This is a genomic window from Lentzea pudingi, assembly GCF_014646255.1.
Taxonomy (GTDB): Bacteria; Actinomycetota; Actinomycetes; order Mycobacteriales; family Pseudonocardiaceae; genus Lentzea; species Lentzea pudingi.
The window spans coordinates 257189-274920 of sequence record NZ_BMNC01000009.1; the positions used below are offsets into that span (position 1 = coordinate 257189).

Consider the following 17732-nt stretch of genomic DNA (forward strand, 5'->3'; position numbering starts at 1 on the left):
AATGGCGGCACCTGCCCTGGGCGCAGAGACGCCGCGTCCCTGGTTCGTCTCGCGCACGGCGGGGCAGGTGCCGCAGGGGGTTACAACGACCGAACGGCCGTGCGGTTACGCCCTAAGGCGCAACACAAGCACGACCGTTCGGACTATTGTTGAACAGTCACCCTCTAGGGGGAACTCATCTCAGCCGATAGGCCCTCAGCACCGTCTGGTCGACCGTGTTGCCGGCTGCGTCCGCTGCCACCACGCGCAACGACACGAACCCGCCCGCCTTCCCGCCGGGAGGCACGATCGACTTCACCGGAACCCACGTGGCGCCGTCGTCGTACGACGCGTACGCCTGCAGCGAGCGTGCCGAGGCCTTGCCGGAGCTGGCGGTGAACTTCGCCGGCATCGGCGCCCCGGCCTTCCAGCTGTTGCGCAGGTCGACCGGCAGCGCGTAGTCGACCTCCAGCAACGGCAGCCTGCCGTCGGCGGAACCCGAGAACTCCCACGTGGTTTTCACGTTGGTGGACAACGCGAGTGAGGCGCGGGACGCGTCCAGCACGAGCTTGTACCGGCCATCGCGGGCGGGTGCGTGGAAGGAACCCCTCCTGGCATCGGGGGAGAAGCCCAGCGACACCCCGTCGTGGAACAGCTCCACGTAGCCACCGCCGGTCTGCCGCCAGTTCTCCACCCAGCCCGATCCACCGAACGGCGAGATCCGCGCGTTGATCAGGTCACCGGTCCGTTCGACACCACCGCCGTCGGCCCACGGCACGAGCGACGGACCGGTGAGCCGGGGTGAGGTGACGGCGCGCAGGTTCGTGCGCTCGTAGCTCTTGCCCGCCTTGAGGGTCACCGGCTCCACGTGCGCCCACGAGGTCGTGATCGGGTCGTCGCCGCCTCCGAACGAGCGTCCGTCGAAGCCCTCCTGGAACCAGGTGCCAGGGGTGAAGTACTCGGTTCGCTGCACGGGAGCCGCGAACCGTTCGTCGAGCGTCACGCCGATGGAGCCGTTGACGACCGGGTTGTTGCGCTGGTTGATCGAGCCGTCCCCGCCGGACGTGTGGTAGCGCGCCTTGACCTCGGCGAGCTCCGAGTGCCGGATCTTCTTGACACCGAACGGAAGCGAGCCCTTGTTCTGCAGGAACAACGTGTACGAGACCGGTGAGCCCGCGATGGCCCGCAGCGTCAGCTTCGACGGCGTCACGGCCACGTGGTGCTCCGCCGCCGCGACCACCGGGACCGCCGTCTGCTCGTCGTACCCGAACGGCACCGGTCCGGCCCACAGCACCGCGACCGCGCCGGCGTCCTTCATCGCCTGCGCCACCGCGTAGACGTCCTCGTTGACAGGACGCACGAGTGCGAGCTTGCCGCGCACGTCGGACCCGCGTTCGGCGACGTCGAACCGGTGCTCGCCCGGCGGCAGGTACTTGCTGCTCTCGTAGTACCGCACCGGGAACCCGCCGGGCACCGAGACCAGCGGCTGCCCGCCCTTGAGCCCGGTGTCGTAGGTCAGCTCGGGCAACGGTGCCCCGAACGTCAGGCCGTACAACGGCACGCGGCCGTCGATGATGCTCGCGACACCGCTGATCTTGCCGGGCGCGAACGGCACGCGCAGCTGGGCGTCGCGGTACCAGACGACCGAGTCGCGCTCGGGCAGTTCGACGCTGATCTGCTCGGCCTTCCTGGCGTCCAGCGTCAGGGACACGTCCGCGGCCAGCGAGACACGTCCGGCCACCTCGGTCCCGGTGATCGGCACGAACCAGTCGTAGTTCGGCGTCAGCTCGTCGATGCGGCTGAGCACCGCGTAGTCCGCGACCGGCAGCCGCGCCGATCCGGTGCCGTCCGGTCCGATGACGAGCACCGAGGCTTCCTTCGTCGTCATGTTGACCACGACGGCGAACTCGCCCGGCACGGGCTTGCCGTCACGGCCGATCATCGACAACGTCAGCGCGTGGCGTTCCTCCTGCACGTACGCGCCGACGGAGGTCGTCAGCTCGACGCCCGCGCCGGAAGCCTTGACGTGCCCGAAGAACGTGCCGTTGCCCTTGCGCGGGTCCAGCACGACGTCGACCGCGGCACTGCCCTGGGCCGGCACCGTCACCGACGACGGCACGGAGAAGTCCGCGCCGAGGTCGTGCCGCAACGCAAGGGTTACGGGCGCGGCACCCGCGTTCGAGTAGGTGATCGTCTTCGTGAACGTCCTGGTGTGCGGCCATTCCAGCAACCCGAACGACAGGCTGCCCACCGACGCCCGCACCTGCTGCGTCACCGCGCGGCCGACGTCGAGCAGGCCGGTGCCGACGCTCGTGGGTGAGTCCGCGACCGGTTTCACCGTCGCCATCAGGTGTGCCTTGAGCTCGGCCGCCGTCCAGGACGGGTTGTGCTGCGCCAGCACCGCCGCCGCGCCCGCGACGTGCGGCGCGGCCATCGACGTGCCCGTCAGCCGTGCGTGCAGGTCGTCGACAGCGTGTTCCCACAGGGTGTTCTCGGCGCGGGCGGCCACGATGTCCGTGCCCGGTGCCGCGATGTCCGGCTTGACCGCGTGGTCGCTCAGCCGTGGACCGCGTGAGGACATCTCCTCGACCGCGCCCTGCTTGGTCAGGTTGGCCACGGCCAGCGCCGCGTCCGCCACCGCCGGTCCGGAGACCTTGCGGAACGTCCCCGCGTTGCCCGCCGCGACGACGAACAGCGCGCCGGTCTCGGCGGTGAGCTCGTTGACCTTCACCGACAACGGGTCCGTGCCGTCGGACTGGTCGCCGCCCAGCGACAGGTTGACGACCTTCGCCCTCACCTCGCGCGCCGCCCACTCCATGCCGGCGATCACCGCGCTGTCGAGGCAGTACGTGGCCTCGCAGACCCGGCCCACCGCGAGCGAGGCGCCCTTCGCGACACCGAGGTACTGGCTGCCGCGACCGGCGACCGTGGCCGCGACGTGCGTGCCGTGACCGATGTCGTCCTGGATGCCGGCCGGCGTGAAGTCCTTGGCCACGGAGACGACACCCGCGAGTTCCGGGTGCTTCTGGTCGTACCCGGTGTCGAGCACGGCGACCGTGACGCCGGTGCCGTCGAACCCGGCCTGCCACGCCGCCGGCGCGCCCACCATCGGCACGCTCTCGGTCAGCGAGATCTGCGACTTGCCGTCGAGCCACAGCTTCTCCGCGCGCAACGCGTTCGTGCGCCGCCCGGACCACTGCGCTGCGGCGTCCTTCTTCCGCACCGCGCCGGCCGACCGGAAACCGTTGTCCAGCAACGGGATGCGGTCGATCTTGTCGTCGGTGTACCCGTAGCCGTGCAACGAGGTGACGTCGAAGAAGCGCTTGTCGACGCGGTCCTGCCCCACCGCGCCGACGGCGTCCGCCGGCACCACGTACTGGTGGCCGTCCTTCACGTACTGGGCGAACTGCATCCCGGGCCGCCCCTCGACCCGGACGAGCTCGCCCTTCTCCCCCACGACGACCTTGTCACCGCTGATCAGCGTGATGACCGAGGTCTGCTGGGCTCTAGGTGGTTCCGCCTGCGCCACCGCCACCGGGCTGAGCAGCCCGGCGGCGAGAGCGGTGATCACCAAACATCGTGCTGGACGCACGTGTCCTCCCCTGGGTGTGAACCTCTCCACCCAGGAAGACTCCGAACTCAGCGTGGGGGTTGCCTCACGCTCCGCGATAGGTGCCGAAGCTCCAGCGGTTGCCCTCGGGGTCGGCGACGGTGAAGCCGCGCGAGCCGTAGTCCTCGTCGCGCAGGCCGCGGATCTCGGTGGCACCGCGGGCCAGGCTCTGGGCGTGGATCTCGTCGGGCCGGTCGGTCACGACGTAGATGGACCCGGCGCCGGCGCGCGTCGCCTCGACCTCGCCGACCGACCGCACGGCGGAGCCCAGCATGACGCCGCCGCCCTCGGGCCAGACCATCTCGCAGTGCACGACCTCGCCGTCGGCCTCCCCCGGCACGACGAGATGTTCCTTGAACCCGAACGCTTCCACGAGGAAGCGGATCGCGGCGGGAGCGTCCTGGTAGGACAAACAGGGCCAGCAGGTGGGTGCGGGTGTGCTCATGACGGCAACTCTGCGCCCTGACCCAGCTCGCTGCCTTGTACGAATGGAAGCTCGGCCGCGATCCACTCGGTCGGGGTCGCCCCGCAGAGCGCCCGCCAGTCCCGGTTGAAGTGCGCCTGGTCGGTGTAGCCGCAGGCCGCGGCCACCTCGGTCAGCGTGGGCCGCCGCTCGCCGCGCAGCATCCGGTTCGCCCGCTCGAACCGCATCACGCGGCCCACGACTTTGGGCGTGAGCCCGTACTCCGCCGCGAACCGCGCGCTCAGGTGCTGCCGGCTCCACCCGACCTCAGCGGCGATCGCGGCCACCGGGGCCCCCGCCGCGAGCCGCTGCCACGCCCAGGCCACCTCGACCTGCTGCCGCACGGGCCGGACCAGCCCACCGAGCACCTCGTCCAGGCACGCGAACCGGTCCGTCCACGTCGGCGCGTCCCGCAGCCGTTCGCGCAGCTCGGCCGCCGGGGCGTCCAGGCAGTCGAGCCCCACGGTGAGCGCCGACAGTTCCGCCGCGGGCATGCCGAAGAACGCCCGCATGCCGAGCGGCGTGAGGTCGCACTGGACGCCGTGCTGGAACCCGTCGTGCGTGATGAGCACGGCCTCGTCGTGCAGCCCGCCGCACAGCGTCGCGAACCGGCCCTCGGGCAGGTCGACCGTGCCGTCCATCGTGACCACGAGGGTCAGCGAGCGCGACGGCAGGCCGCGGTGCACGCCGGGCTCCGTGCGCATCCGATACCCGGAGTACCGCGTGACGAAGGGGCGCAGCCGCGGGTGCGGCAGGCCGATGACGTGCTCGACGTCCACGTCTCCGATGGTAATCACGGGTCGGCAACCACCGAAACGCCACGAGGGGCGCGCTCCGGCCTGGAGCGCGCCCCTCGGTGCGGTTTGCCTAGAGCGAGGAGATGAGGCGCTCCACGCGCTCGTCCACGGCCCGGAACGGGTCCTTGCACAGCACGGTGCGCTGCGCCTGGTCGTTCAGCTTCAGGTGCACCCAGTCGACGGTGAAGTCACGACCGGCGGCCTGCGCGGCGGCGATGAAGTCACCGCGCAGCTTGGCCCGCGTGGTCTGCGGCGGGGTGTCCTTGGCGGCCTCGATCTCGCCGTCGTCGGTCACGCGCTCGACCTGGCCCTTGCGCTGCAGCAGGTCGAACACGCCACGGCCGCGGCGGATGTCGTGGTAGGCGAGGTCGAGCTGGGCGATGCGCGGGTTGGACAGGTCCATGTTGTGCTTTTCCATGTACCGGTTCATCAGGCGGTTCTTGATGGCCCAGTCGATCTCGCGGTCGATCTTGGTCAGGTCCTGCGACTCGACCGCGTCGAGCGTGCGGCCCCACAGTTCGAGGACCCGGTCGGCCATCGGGTCCGGCGAGCGCTTGGCGCAGTGCTCGACGGCCTTCTCGAAGTACTCGCGCTGGATGTCGAGCGCGGAGGCCTCCTTGCCGCCCGCGAGGCGGACGGTGCGGCGGCCGGTGAGGTCGTGGGAGATCTCGCGGATGGCGCGGATCGGGTTGTCCAGCGAGAAGTCCCGGAACTGGACGCCCTGCTCGATCATCTCGAGCACCAGGTTCGCGCTGCCGACCTTCAGCAGCGTCGTCACCTCGGACATGTTCGAGTCGCCGACGATGACGTGCAGGCGCCGGTAGCGCTCGGCGTCGGCGTGCGGCTCGTCGCGGGTGTTGATGATCGGGCGGGACCTGGTCGTCGCGGACGACACGCCCTCCCAGATGTGCTCGGCGCGCTGCGAGAGGCAGTACACGGCGCCGCGCGGGGTCTGCAGCACCTTGCCCGCGCCGCAGATCAGCTGGCGGGTGACGAGGAACGGCAGCAGCACGTCGGCGATGCGCGAGAACTCGCCGGCCCGTGCGACCAGGTAGTTCTCGTGGCAGCCGTACGAGTTGCCCGCGGAGTCGGTGTTGTTCTTGAACAGGAAGATGTCGCCGCCGATGCCCTCGTCGGCGAGCCTGCGCTCGGCGTCGACGAGCAGGTCCTCGAGGATCCGCTCACCCGCCTTGTCGTGCGTGACGAGCTGGGCCAGGTCGTCGCACTCCGCCGTGGCGTACTCCGGGTGGGAGCCGACGTCGAGGTAGAGCCGGGAGCCGTTGCGCAGGAAGACGTTGGAAGAACGCCCCCAGGAGACGACCCGGCGGAACAAGTACCGCGCGACCTCGTCCGGGGACAGACGACGCTGCCCGTGGAAGGTGCAGGTCACCCCGAATTCTGTCTCAATGCCGAAGATCCGCCGCTGCATGCCTCAACAGTAGGCGACTCCCAGGCGGAGCAGGGTGATCCGTTCGGGCGGCACGCCGGTTGCGGTTTAGTGTCGGTGGTGTGTGGAAACGGGTCAGCGCTCTCGACAAGAAGCTCATGGCATCCTCTGCCGGACTGCCTGCGAGCAGGCTCGACAGGGGTTTCAAGCGACTTTCCAAAGCCGCCAACCACAGTCTGCTGTGGTTCGTGGTCGCGGCGGTTCTCGCCGCGAGAAAAGGCCCGTCCCGGCGGGGCGCGTTGAGAGGTCTCGCGGCCATCGCAGGGGCTTCTGCCAGCGCGAACCTGGTCGGGAAGTCACTTTTCCCGCGGCGGCGGCCCGCCGCTGATCTGCTCTCGATGGATCGCCGGCTGTCCAAACGGCCGACGTCTTCGTCATTCCCGTCCGGTCACTCCGCGTCAGCGGCCGCTTTCGCCACGGCGGTGGCGCTGGAATCGCCCAAAGCAGGCGTGGTGGTGGCGCCGATCGCGGCCGCCGTCGCCTATTCACGCGTTCACACGGGCGTTCATTGGCCGACGGATGTCGCGGCCGGCGCGGCCGTCGGAGTCGGAGCCGCGTACCTGACCCGCCGCTGGTGGCCGCTGGGGCTGAACGAGCCCGCGTCGGCCTACGAGCACGCCGACCTGACGTCGTTGCAGGACGGCGACGGCCTGGTCGTGGTGGTCAACCCCTTCTCCGGCATCGGCCCCGACCCGACGCCGCAGATCACGGAGGAGTGGCCGAAGGCGCAGGTCGTGTCGATCGAGCAGCTCGACGACCTGCCGGACGCGAAGGCGCTGGGTGTGGCGGGTGGCGACGGCACCGTGGCCGCCGTGGCCGCGATCGCCGCCGAACGCGACCTGCCGATGGTGCTGATCCCCTCCGGCACGCTGAACCACTTCGCGCGCGACGTGGGCATCACCGGGATGCACGACACGGCGCAGGCGGTGGCCGACGGCGTGGGTGTGCGGGTCGACCTGGCGCAGGTCAACGACCAGTGGTTCGTGAACACGGCGTCGCTGGGCGGCTACCCGGACATGGTGCGGATCCGCGAGAAGATGGAGAACCGCTGGGGCAAGTGGCCCGCGGCGGGGCTCGCGTTGTTCCGCGTGCTGCAACGCGCCAAGCCGCTCGACATCACCATCAACGGCGACAAGCACCTCGTCTGGCTGCTGTTCGTGGGCAACGGGCCGTACCGGCCGAAGGGCTTCGCGCCCACGATGCGCCCGCGCCTGGACGACGGGCTGCTCGACGTGCGGTACGTCCGGGCGGACCGGAAGTACTCGCGGACCCGTTTCTTCATCGGCGCGCTGCTCGGGGCGCTGGAGCACTCGCGGATGTACAAGCACCTGGAAGTGGCCTCGCTGAACGTCGAGGTGCACGGCGCGCCCATCTCCATCGCGACGGACGGCGAGGTGCGCGAGCGGGGCAACCACTTCGAGTTCCGTTCGCGAGCGGCGGCGCTGGGCATCTATCGGCCGTAAGTGTTCGACATTGTCGAACGTGCGCAGCTAGAGTGGGGTGCGTGCCCGGACCCATTCAGTCCATTCAGCGCGCGGCCGAGGTCCTGAAGCTGCTCGCGCACGGCGGCGCGCACCAGTTGAGCGTCGGCGAGATCTCCCGTGCCCTGGACCTCGCGAAACCGACCGTGCACGGCATCCTGCGCACGTTGCAGGAGGTCGGGTTCGTCGAGCAGGAGGTCGAGGGCGGCAAGTACCGCCTGGGCGCCGCCCTGTTCCAGATCGGCACCTCCTACCTGGACGGCAACGAGCTGCGCGCCAAGGCGTTGAACTGGTCGGACACGTTGGCGATGCGTGCGCGCGAGGCGGTGCGCATCGGGGTGATGCACGGCAAGCACGTGCTCGTCGTGCATCACGTGTTCCGGCCGGACAACAGCCGGCAGACGCTCGACACCGGGGCGTTGCTGCCGTGGCACGCGACGGCCCTGGGCAAGGCGCTGGTCGCCTTCGGCGAATGGCCGGACGGCGACCTCCAGAGCTTCACCCGGCACACGCTCAACCCCGACCAGCTCTACCTCGCGATGAACGAGGTCCGCGACCGCGACTGGGCCTACGACCTGCACGAACTGGTCGAGGGCGAGGCGTCGGTCGCTGCCCCCATCCGGGATCGGCGGGGTGTGGTCGTGGGCGCGATCGGCATCTCCGGGCCGGTCGAGCGCCTGTGCGACTCCCCCGATCAGCCACCCCGCCTCGAACTCGTCTCCTACGTACGTGAGGCAGCTCGCAGCGTCTCCCGCGAGCTCGGCGGGCTCTCCTGGTAGTAGTGTGGAATCGTTCGACAATGTCGAATGGCTCGCACAAGGGAGTGCACGTGGCTTACATCGCGGCGATCGACCAGGGCACGACGTCGTCCCGGTGCATCGTGTTCGACCAGTCCGGCGGGATCGTGTCGGTGGCTCAGCGCGAGCACCGCCAGATCTTCCCGAAGCCCGGCTGGGTGGAGCACGACGCGACCGAGATCTGGACGAACGTGCAGGCCGTCGTGCGCGACGCCCTCGCCCACGCCTCTCTCTCGTTCAGCGACATAGCGGCGTTCGGCATCACGAACCAGCGCGAGACCACGGTCGTGTGGGACAAGGCGACCGGCGAGCCCGTGCACAGCGCGATCGTCTGGCAGGACACGCGCACGGACGCGTTGATCAGGACCCTGGGCGACCAGGACCGTTTCCGCGAACGCTCCGGCCTGCCGCTCGCGACCTACTTCTCCGGCCCGAAGCTGCGATGGCTGCTCGACAACGTCGACGGCCTGCGCGCACGGGCCGACCGCGGCGAGGTCCTGTTCGGCACCATGGACACGTGGCTGATCTGGAACCTGACCGGCCGCCACGTCACCGACGTCACGAACGCCTCGCGCACCATGCTGATGAACCTGGAGACCCTCGACTGGGACTCCGAGCTCGTGGACGCGATGGGCGTCCCGCGCGAGATGCTTCCCGAGATCCGGTCCTCCTCCGAGGTGTACGGCACCTACGAGGGCGTCCCCGTCGCGTCGGCGCTCGGCGACCAGCAGGCCGCGCTGTTCGGCCAGACCTGCTTCGAGCCCGGTGAGGGCAAGTGCACCTACGGCACCGGAGCGTTCCTGCTGATCAACACGGGCGACCAGCCGGTGCACTCGCAGAACGGCCTGCTCACGACCGTCGGCTACAAGATCGGCGAGCAGCCCGCCGCGTACGCACTGGAAGGCGCGGTCGCGGTGACGGGCGCGCTGGTGCAGTGGTTCCGCGACAAGGTCGGGCTGATCTCGTCTGCGGCCGAGATCGAGACGCTCGCACGGACCGTGGACGACAACGGCGGTGCGTACTTCGTGCCCGCGTTCTCCGGCCTGTTCGCACCGCACTGGCGCAGTGACGCGCGTGGCGTGATCGCCGGCCTGACGGGCTACATCTCGCGCGGGCACCTCGCACGGGCCGTGCTGGAGGCATCGGCGTGGCAGACCCGTGAGGTCGTGGACGCGATGAACGCCGACAGCGGTGTGGACCTCACGACGTTGCGCGTCGACGGCGGCATGACGGCGAACAACCTGCTCATGCAGTTCCTGTCGGACGTGCTGGACGTACCGGTGGTGCGCCCGATCGTGGCCGAGACGACGTGCCTGGGCGCGGCGTACGCGGCCGGCCTCGCGGTGGGCTACTGGAGCGGCACCGACGAGCTGAAGGCCAACTGGCACAAGGCGGCCGAGTGGGAGCCGTCGATGGAACCGGCCGTCCGCGACAAGGGCTACCGGAAGTGGAAGAAGGCGGTCGAGCGGACCGTCGGGTGGATGGACGAGGACGATGACTGATCTTTCGCAACGGGACAGGGCTCGCGAAGAGCTGCAGCACGGCAAGTTCGACGTCGTCGTGATCGGCGGCGGCATCCTGGGCATCGCGACCACGTGGGCCGCGGCGCGGTCGGGACTGAGGGTCGCGCTCGTGGAGAGCGGTGACTTCGCGGGCGCCACGTCGTCCGCGTCGTCCAAGCTCGTGCACGGCGGCCTGCGGTACCTCGCGATGGGCCCGTCGGCGGTGCCGATGGTGCACGAGAACCACAAGGAACGGCGTGCGCTGGGCGACCACCTGGCGCCGCACCTGGTGCGACCGCTGCCGTTCCTCGTTCCCGTCTACAAGGGCGGCCCGCACAGCCGGTTCGTTCTGGGGGCGGGCGTCACGCTGTACTCCGCGCTGTCGGGCTTCGGCGACGGCATGGGGAAGGTCCTGTCGGCGCGCAGGGCTGAAGAGTGGGTGCCTGACCTGCGCGCCGACGGTCTGCGCGGTGCCGCGATGTACTACGACCACCAGATGAACGACAGCCGCGTGGCGATCACCGCCGCGCGCGCCGCCGCCGAGGCCGGTGCCGTGCTGCTCAACCACATCTCGGTCGTGGGCCTGCGCAAGACCGGCTCTCGCGTGACCGGCGTCGACCTGCGCGACTCGCTCGGCGAGTTCGGTGTGGACGCCCGCGTGGTCGTGAACGCGACCGGCCCGTGGCTCGACGTGCTGCGGCGCATGGAGGATCCCGCCGCCGACCCGTCGATCCGCCTGTCCAAGGGCTCGCACCTGGTGCTGAAGCAGACCTCGGAGTGGAAGGCCGCGCTGACGATCCCGGTCGACGACGTGCGCGTGTCGTTCGCGATCCCGTGGGAGGGCCACCTCCTGCTCGGCACGACCGACGAGGCCTACGAGGGCGACCCGGCGGCGGTCGCGTGCACCGGCGCCGACGTCGACCAGATCCTGGACGAGGCGGGCACGGCGGTGACCGGCCTCGACCGCTCGCGCATCGCGTACACGTTCGCGGGCCTGCGGGTCCTGCCCGGCGGCCCCGGCGACACCTCGCACGCCAAGCGCGAGACCGTGATCACCGCGGGTGCCGGCGGCATGATCAGCGTGGCCGGCGGCAAGTGGACGACGTTCCGCAAGATCGGCGCCACCGTCCTGGCGCGGGTGAACTCGGAGCTCGGCCGCACCTTCGACGGCCCGCTGGACGGCGTCGCGCTGCCAGGTTCCGCACAGCCCGACACCGTGGGAACCGTGCTGGGCCACGCTTTCGGCGTGCTGCCCGACGACGTGGTCCGCCACCTCGCCACGCACTACGGCACGACGTCGCACGAGGTCGTCGCCCTGGGCCTCGAGAACCCGGCGCTGCTGGAACGCGTCCACCCGGACGGCCCGGACATCTGGGCGCAGGTCGAGCACGCCCGCCGCACCGAGTGGGCGTCCGAAGTGGACGACGTCCTGCGCCGCCGCACCACCGTGATGGTGCGCGGCCTCGACTCGCCCGAGGTGCGTTCGAGGGTGTCGGAGCTGCTGGCCTCCTAGAGGGCCATGGCGCGTTCCACGAGGTACTCGGCCAGTTCGGGTGCCGAGTGGAACGCGCTGCGCACCGCCAGCGTGCCGTCACACCCCAGCACGACCTCTTCCCTTGACACAGCACGGTTTTCCAGGCACAGCCCTTCGCAGCAGGCGTCGATGACCGCCTCCCGCACGGGTCCGCAACGCCCTGCCCGGCGCACCGCCGAAATGGCGACCCGCCCAGCGTCCGAGGCCCAGCGCGGCCCGGCGAAAGCGCGGCAGGTCCCACTCCACGTCCGCGCAGCGCACGTCCTCCAGCCACAACGCGATCCGGTCGCCGAAGTCGTCGACCCGCAGCACGTGCGGCCGGCGCATCCCCGGCGGCAGCACGAAGTCCGACAGCAGGAACTCCGCCTCGTCCCGCCACGGCAGTTCGCCCACCACGGCCCTGAACTCCGCCTCGTCCCGCCACGGGAACTCGCGGACCACGTCCTCGAATCGCTCCGGGACGTGCGGCCGCCGCAGGACCTTCACGAACGTCGACTCCCCCGCCGACACCACGCGGTAGACGGCCGCCGTCGTGAGGGCGACCGGGTCGAACGCCACCGGCACCACGCGGGTCAGCGGTACGGGTCGGTGATCTCGCCGAGCATCTCCAGGGCCTCGCGCAGCTGGGTCATGCGGCGCCTGCCGATGTGCTGTTCCCACTCCGCCTCGATCCTGGCCATCTCCGCGTTCGCGACGGGAACGGCCTCCTCCGCCTTGTCGGTCACGCGCACCAGCCGCGCCCGGCCGTCCGAGGGGTCAGGCACGCGTTCGACGTAACCGGCCTTCTCCAGCTGGTCCACCAGGAACCCGGCGGTCTGCTTGGTCACCTGGGCGGCCTCGGCGAGCTCGGTCAGCCGGGTGCCGTCCGGGCCGACGCGCATCAGCACCCGCGCCTGCGCCTGCGTGATCTCGAACCCCGCCCCGACGACCGCGGCCAGGATCCGGTTCTCCACCTCGCGGCTCGGGATGAAGAGCAGCAGACCGATGTTCACCCGTTGGCTCCTCTTGTTCTAGTCAGATTCCCTGATTAAAGTAGTCAGCCTCTCGAACTAAATCAAGAGGAGAGAACGATGGACGAGGCGAAGATCTGGCAGACGATCGACTCCGAACGCGCGGCGACGGCGGACCTGCTCGCGGGCCTGACCGAGGCCGAGTGGACCTACCCGTCGCTGTGCGAGGGCTGGACGGTGCGCGAGGTCGCCGCCCACCTCTCGCTCGCCCACCGGATCGGCGTCGGCGGGGCGTTCAGGGCGTTCGTCCGGGCTCGCGGGAGCTTCAACCGCATGGTCGACCAGACCGCACGCGCCGAGGCACGCAGACCGACGGCCGAACTCGTCGCGGAACTGCGCGGCGCGGTCGGGTTCCACAAGCTCGCGCCGGGTCAGACGCTCAAGAACGCGCTCATGGACACGATGGTCCACTCGCAGGACATCGCGCTGCCGCTCGGCGTCGAACGTCACATGCCCCTCGACGCCGCCGTCGTCGCGGCGGACGACCTGTGGCGGATCGGGTTCCCGTTCCACGCGCGCCGCAGGTTCGCCGGGCACCGGCTGGTCGCCACGGACGCCGACTGGTCCGCGGGCTCCGGCGCCGAGATCAGCGGACCGGTCGAGGCACTGGTCATGCTGCTCGCCGGGCGTTCCGCGACGATCCCGCGGCTCACCGGCATCACGGTCTGAGTTCGCGCACCATCCTGCGGCACACGTGGACGCGCTCGAACCGCTGGCGCATCTCGGCCTCCCGCTCGATCCGGGCGTGCAGGAACGCCCCGGCCGGCATCAGCCCGTGCTTCACGACGACCGCCGTGGCGGCCTCCGCGGCGGACGCGTGCACGTGCAGGTAGTGCTGCTCCTCCGCGAAACCGTTGCGCGCGTACCAGTTCAGCGCGGGCCGGTCCTCGCGGGTCCAGGCGTTGAGCGTCCGCACGCCGCAGCGTTCCAGGCGCGGGACCGCCTCCGCCAGCAGTGCCGTCGCGATCCCCCTGCCCTGGTGGTCGGGGTGCACCACCAGCGTCTCGATGGTCGCCTCCGTGCCGGGTACCGACACGTCCAGGATCCCGGCGACCACGTCGCCGTCGAGCGCGACGAGTTCCAGGTCCGTGCGGCGCTTGGCCTGCCAGACGTCGTCGTGGTAGCTCGTCGCGAGGAATCCCAGCACGCGGCACCGCAGCCACGAGGCCTCGTCCGCCGGCTCGTAGCTCCTGATCTCCGCGGGCCGTCCCGGCGTGCCCCTGGACCTGCCCGATGCTCCCAGCAGGCGCACCTCCCCGGTTCGCCCCCGTGCGGCGTCCACCACTTCTTCCCCCAGTCCACTGCCTGCCGGACGTCTCCGGCAGCGTCCAGGGTTCCTGATGCCACGCTCGCTCGCACGCATGTTTCGGCGTCACCGTTTGCCAGGAACATACCCAGTATGCATACTCAGTAGGTATGTCGGTCAAACACGGTCTGCTCGCGCTGCTGGAGCGCGGGCCCATGTACGGCTACCAGCTGCGGGTGGCGTTCGACTCGGCCACCGGCGGCACGTGGCCGTTGAACATCGGGCAGGTCTACACGACGTTGTCGCGCCTGGAGCGCGACGACCTGGTCGCCGCACTTCCCGAGAACGAGGGTCAGCGGCCCTACGAGATCACCGCGCAGGGCCGGGACGAGCTGAAGAAGTGGTTCGCCACTCCCGTCCAGCGCAGTGACCGCCCACGGGACGAGGTGGCGATCAAACTCGCGCTCGCCATCACCACGCCGGGCGTCGACGTCGCCAGGGTCGTGATGACCCAGCGCACGGCGACCATGCGCACGTTGCAGGAGTACACGAGGCTCAAGACCCAGCCCGGCGACCTGCCGTGGCTGCTCGTGCTCGACGCGATGATCTTCCAGGCGGAGGCCGAGCTGCGCTGGCTCGACCACTGCGAGGCGAGCCTGCTGCGCTACGAGCCGCGGCCCGTCCCCGCGGCGACGGACGTCGAGGTGCCGAGATGACCGTCCTCGAACTGCGCGACGTGCACCGCGTCCACGGCACCGGCGAGACGGCGGTCAACGCCCTCAAGGGCACCTCTCTCACCGTCGGACCGGGCGAGCTCATCGCCGTGATGGGCCCGTCCGGCTCCGGCAAGTCGACGCTGCTGAACCTCGCCGGCGGTCTCGACAGCCCGACGAGCGGCCAGGTGCTGGTCGACGGCACGAGCCTGCAGTCCCTGTCCCGCAAGCAACTCGCCGCCTGGCGCCGCAAACGGATCGGGTACGTCTTCCAGAACCTCAACCTGATCGCGAGCCTCACCGCCGCCGAGAACGTCGCCTTGCCCCTCGACCTCGACGGCGTCCGCGGGTCTCGCCGACAGGCGGAGCAGGCACTGTCCGAAGTGGACCTCGACGGCTACGCCGACCGGTTCCCCGACGAGATGTCCGGCGGCCAGCAGCAACGCGTCGCGATCGCCCGTGCCCTGATCGGCGAACGCCGCCTCGTCCTCGCCGACGAACCCACCGGCGCCCTCGACTCCCGCACCGGCGAGACCGTGCTCCGCCTGCTGCGCGCCAAGGTCGACGCCGGAGCCGCCGCCGTCCTCGTCACCCACGACGCCCGCCACGCCGCCTGGGCGGACCGGGTCGTCTTCCTGCGCGACGGCGTCGTCGTCGACGTCTCGTCCCGCGACCAGCCAGAAGAACTGCTGAGCACCCCGTGACCGGATGGCGCGCAGCACTGCGCATCGCCTACCGGGAAACCCGCAGGTCAGCCGGCCGCTCCGCCCTCGTCGTCGCCCTGATCGCGGTCCCGGTGGCCGCACTCACGTTCACCGCCATCGTCCACGACTCGACCACCCTGACCCCGGACGAGGACGCCGCCCGCCGCATGGGCACCGCCGAGGCGCTGGTCACCTGGCCCTACCGCGGCCCGGTCATCCAGCAACCGACCAGGGACTCCGCGATCCCGATCACCAACGCCGAGGGCGACCCCCCGTCCGAGGACCGCCTCCGCACCCTGCTCCCCGGCACGGAACTCGTCCCGGTGGAACGCGGCGGCATCAACATCCGCACCACGGCGGGCGTCGGCCGCGCGGCAGTCCGCATGCTAGACCTGAACAACCCGCTCACCCACGGCATGATCACAGTCCTGGAGGGCCGCCCAGCAGCCACCAGGACCGAGATCACGTTGTCCCGCAAGGCGATGGACCGCACCGGCGCCACCCTGGGCGGCACCCTCACCACCGAGGACAACCGCAAGTTCACCGTCGTCGGCCTCGTGGAGGAACCGGACAGACTCGACGACACCACCGTCGTCGCCCTCCCCGGCACCTTCGAACAGACCGACCGCTCCTGGCTCGTGACGACGCCACTCCCGTGGTCGAAGGTCAAGGAGCTCAACAAGCACGGCATCACGGCCCTGTCCCGCACGGTCCTGCACAACCCGCCGACGGCCTCCGAGCGCTACCCGCAGTTCCCGGACTCCAACGAGGTCGGCGCCGAGATCCTCGCCCTGGTAGCGGGCCTGGCCGTGCTCGAGATGTCCCTGCTCGCAGGGTCAGCCATGGCGGTAGGCGCGCGCCGCCGCAAACGCGACCTGGCCCTGGTAGCAGCGGTAGGCGGCTCCCCAGCGCACATCCGCCGAATAGTCCTGGCAGACGGCGTAGTACTGGGCACCCTGGCCGCCTTGAGCGGCGTCATCCTCGGCATCGCAACAGCAGCAGCCACCCGCCCGCTGATCGAACACCTCCTGGCCGAACGCTTCGGCGCCCAACGCTTCTTCCCAACAGCCCTGGCAGCTCTGGCCCTGCTGGCCATCGTCACCGGCGTCCTGGCAGCCCTGGTACCAGCCTGGATTTCGTCCCGCCAGGACGTGGTGACCGCCCTGGCAGGCAGAAGAGGCATCACCCGCTCCCGCCGCCGCTGGCTGGCATTGGGCCTGATCCTCATCGCGGCAGGCGTGGCCACCGGCGCCCTCAGCGCGACCCAGATGCAGTTTGTGGGCATCCTGACAGCCCTGATCCTCACCGAGCTGGGCCTGATCCTCTGCACCCCGTCACTACTGGGCCTGCTGGCAAAAACGGGCCGCTGGCTCCCAGTAGCACTCCGCATAGCCCTGCGCGACGCCTCCCGCAACCGAACAGCGGCGGCCCCGGCAATCTCAGCGGTCATGGCCGCAGTCATCGGCGCGGTAGCCGTCAGCATCGTCCTGACCTCCCAGTCCCAACAGGAGGCGGGCCAACTGGCGGGCAACATGGGCGACGTGAGCGTCTTCCGCCTGGACGACCTCTCCAAGCTCAGCACCACCCCGATCTCCCCCTCGGTGGCCACCACGATCCGCGACACCACCCCGGCAACAGAAGCCCACGAGCTCAAACTCCTCTCGTGCGACGGCGGCCAGTGCTTCGCCCACATCCGCCCTCCAGCGGACCGCGAATGCCCTTACACCGCAGACGTACTGCAGAGAGAACCCACAGCAGCAGAACAAAAGTCGGCCCTGTCCGACCACCGCTGCACCGGCGTCGGCAAACCCCACCGCTACTTCGGCACCTACACCACCCCGGACGGCTTCCTGGTGGTAGCCCGCCCAGAAGCAGTCAAATCCTTGCTGCACCTGACCCCGGACGACGTACCAGCAGCCGAAAAGGCGCTTCGCGAGGGCAAGGTGGTGGTCAACAACCCAACCCTCGTCGACAACGACAAGGTCCTCCTCGCCACCGGCATCAAAACCACCACAACCGCAGTCCCAGGCTTCGCCACCCCACAACGCCACAAAGCCCCACTGGCCGTGATGACAGAAGAAACAGCACGCTCCCTGGGCTTCGACGTAGCCACGTTCCTCATGTACGCCACCACACCCCGCATGCCCACAGAACAAGAACAAGACGCCCTGACAGCAGCCCTCGGCGGCGAGTACGAAGTACACGTAGACCGCCCAACAGACTCAGACGTACAACAAACCCTGACCATCCTCGCCCTGGTAGCAGGCATAATCACCCTCGCAGCAGCAGCCCTGGCCACAGGCCTGGCAGCAGCAGACGGCAAACGAGACCTCACAACTCTCGCAGCAGTAGGCGCCACCCCAACTTTGCGCAAACTCCTGTCCCTAGCTGTACTTGGCCAACACGTTGGTGACGGTGTGTCGGCTTGATCATGGGTGAGGCCTCCGGG

Annotated in this window: 15 protein-coding genes; 8 read left to right on the top strand and 7 right to left on the bottom strand. The window is 70.0% G+C overall.

Annotation, left to right across the window (positions count from 1 at the left end; all coding sequences use genetic code 11):
- Nucleotides 1-175: 175 nt before the first annotated feature.
- From IEY88_RS29115 to pafA, 4 genes are all read right to left on the bottom strand, one after another.
- A complete protein-coding gene (locus IEY88_RS29115) occupies nt 176-3550 on the bottom strand; it encodes a S8 family serine peptidase (RefSeq protein ID WP_189158065.1) in 3375 nt (1124 codons plus the stop codon).
- Between the two features lie 85 nt (nt 3551-3635).
- Nucleotides 3636-4034 carry a VOC family protein gene (locus IEY88_RS29120; protein WP_189158066.1) on the bottom strand — a complete coding sequence of 133 codons (399 nt, stop codon included), beginning with the start codon at nt 4032-4034 and terminating at the stop codon, nt 3636-3638.
- Nucleotides 4031-4831, bottom strand: coding sequence for a helix-turn-helix domain-containing protein (locus tag IEY88_RS29125; RefSeq protein WP_229693861.1), 801 nt, complete (start codon nt 4829-4831; stop codon nt 4031-4033). The genes IEY88_RS29120 and IEY88_RS29125 overlap by 4 nt, the downstream gene beginning before the upstream one ends.
- Before the next feature lie 88 nt (nt 4832-4919).
- Nucleotides 4920-6278 (bottom strand): Pup--protein ligase, encoded by a 1359-nt coding sequence (gene pafA, locus IEY88_RS29130; protein WP_189158067.1) that lies wholly within the window; start codon nt 6276-6278, stop codon nt 4920-4922.
- Nucleotides 6279-6394: 116 nt separating this feature from the next.
- Between pafA and IEY88_RS29135 the strand changes: the two genes are divergently transcribed.
- The 4 genes from IEY88_RS29135 to IEY88_RS29150 are packed head-to-tail and all read left to right on the top strand — an operon-like array spanning nt 6395 to nt 11589.
- Nucleotides 6395-7759, top strand: a complete 1365-nt coding sequence (locus IEY88_RS29135; RefSeq protein WP_189158099.1) for a bifunctional phosphatase PAP2/diacylglycerol kinase family protein — start codon at nt 6395-6397, stop codon at nt 7757-7759.
- A 41-nt stretch (nt 7760-7800) separates the two neighbouring features.
- Complete coding sequence (locus IEY88_RS29140; RefSeq protein ID WP_189158068.1) at nt 7801-8556, top strand: IclR family transcriptional regulator; 756 nt, start codon at nt 7801-7803, stop codon at nt 8554-8556.
- Between the two features lie 20 nt (nt 8557-8576).
- On the top strand, nt 8577-10076 hold the full coding sequence (gene glpK / locus IEY88_RS29145) for a glycerol kinase GlpK (protein WP_373294203.1): 1500 nt from the start codon (nt 8577-8579) through the stop codon (nt 10074-10076).
- Nucleotides 10069-11589, top strand: coding sequence for a glycerol-3-phosphate dehydrogenase/oxidase (locus IEY88_RS29150; protein WP_189158069.1), 1521 nt, complete (start codon nt 10069-10071; stop codon nt 11587-11589). The genes glpK and IEY88_RS29150 overlap by 8 nt, the downstream gene beginning before the upstream one ends.
- A gap of 78 nt (nt 11590-11667) precedes the next feature.
- Here the strand turns inward: IEY88_RS29150 and IEY88_RS29155 are convergent, their stop codons facing one another.
- A complete protein-coding gene (locus IEY88_RS29155) occupies nt 11668-12177 on the bottom strand; it encodes a hypothetical protein (protein WP_229693863.1) in 510 nt (169 codons plus the stop codon).
- A gap of 5 nt (nt 12178-12182) precedes the next feature.
- Entirely contained in the window at nt 12183-12602 is a 420-nt protein-coding gene (locus IEY88_RS29160) for a MarR family winged helix-turn-helix transcriptional regulator (RefSeq protein ID WP_189158070.1), read from the bottom strand.
- Between the two features lie 78 nt (nt 12603-12680).
- Here IEY88_RS29160 and IEY88_RS29165 point away from each other — a divergent pair, with 78 nt between their 5' ends.
- The gene (locus tag IEY88_RS29165) at nt 12681-13289 is read left to right on the top strand and encodes a maleylpyruvate isomerase family mycothiol-dependent enzyme (RefSeq protein ID WP_189158071.1); all 609 of its coding nucleotides are present in this window, start codon (nt 12681-12683) and stop codon (nt 13287-13289) included.
- Here IEY88_RS29165 and IEY88_RS29170 read toward each other — a convergent pair.
- A complete protein-coding gene (locus IEY88_RS29170) occupies nt 13279-13902 on the bottom strand; it encodes a GNAT family N-acetyltransferase (RefSeq protein ID WP_229693864.1) in 624 nt (207 codons plus the stop codon). The genes IEY88_RS29165 and IEY88_RS29170 overlap by 11 nt on opposite strands.
- Nucleotides 13903-14036: 134 nt before the next feature.
- Between IEY88_RS29170 and IEY88_RS29175 the strand changes: the two genes are divergently transcribed.
- Genes IEY88_RS29175 through IEY88_RS29185 form a run of 3 tightly spaced genes read left to right on the top strand, consistent with a single transcriptional unit; the run spans nt 14037 to nt 17712 of the window.
- A complete protein-coding gene (locus IEY88_RS29175) occupies nt 14037-14582 on the top strand; it encodes a PadR family transcriptional regulator (protein WP_189158073.1) in 546 nt (181 codons plus the stop codon).
- Nucleotides 14579-15283 carry an ABC transporter ATP-binding protein gene (locus IEY88_RS29180; protein ID WP_189158074.1) on the top strand — a complete coding sequence of 235 codons (705 nt, stop codon included), beginning with the start codon at nt 14579-14581 and terminating at the stop codon, nt 15281-15283. The genes IEY88_RS29175 and IEY88_RS29180 overlap by 4 nt, the downstream gene beginning before the upstream one ends.
- A complete protein-coding gene (locus IEY88_RS29185) occupies nt 15280-17712 on the top strand; it encodes an FtsX-like permease family protein (RefSeq protein WP_189158075.1) in 2433 nt (810 codons plus the stop codon). Before IEY88_RS29180 ends, IEY88_RS29185 begins: the two co-directional genes overlap by 4 nt.
- Nucleotides 17713-17732: the final 20 nt, after the last annotated feature.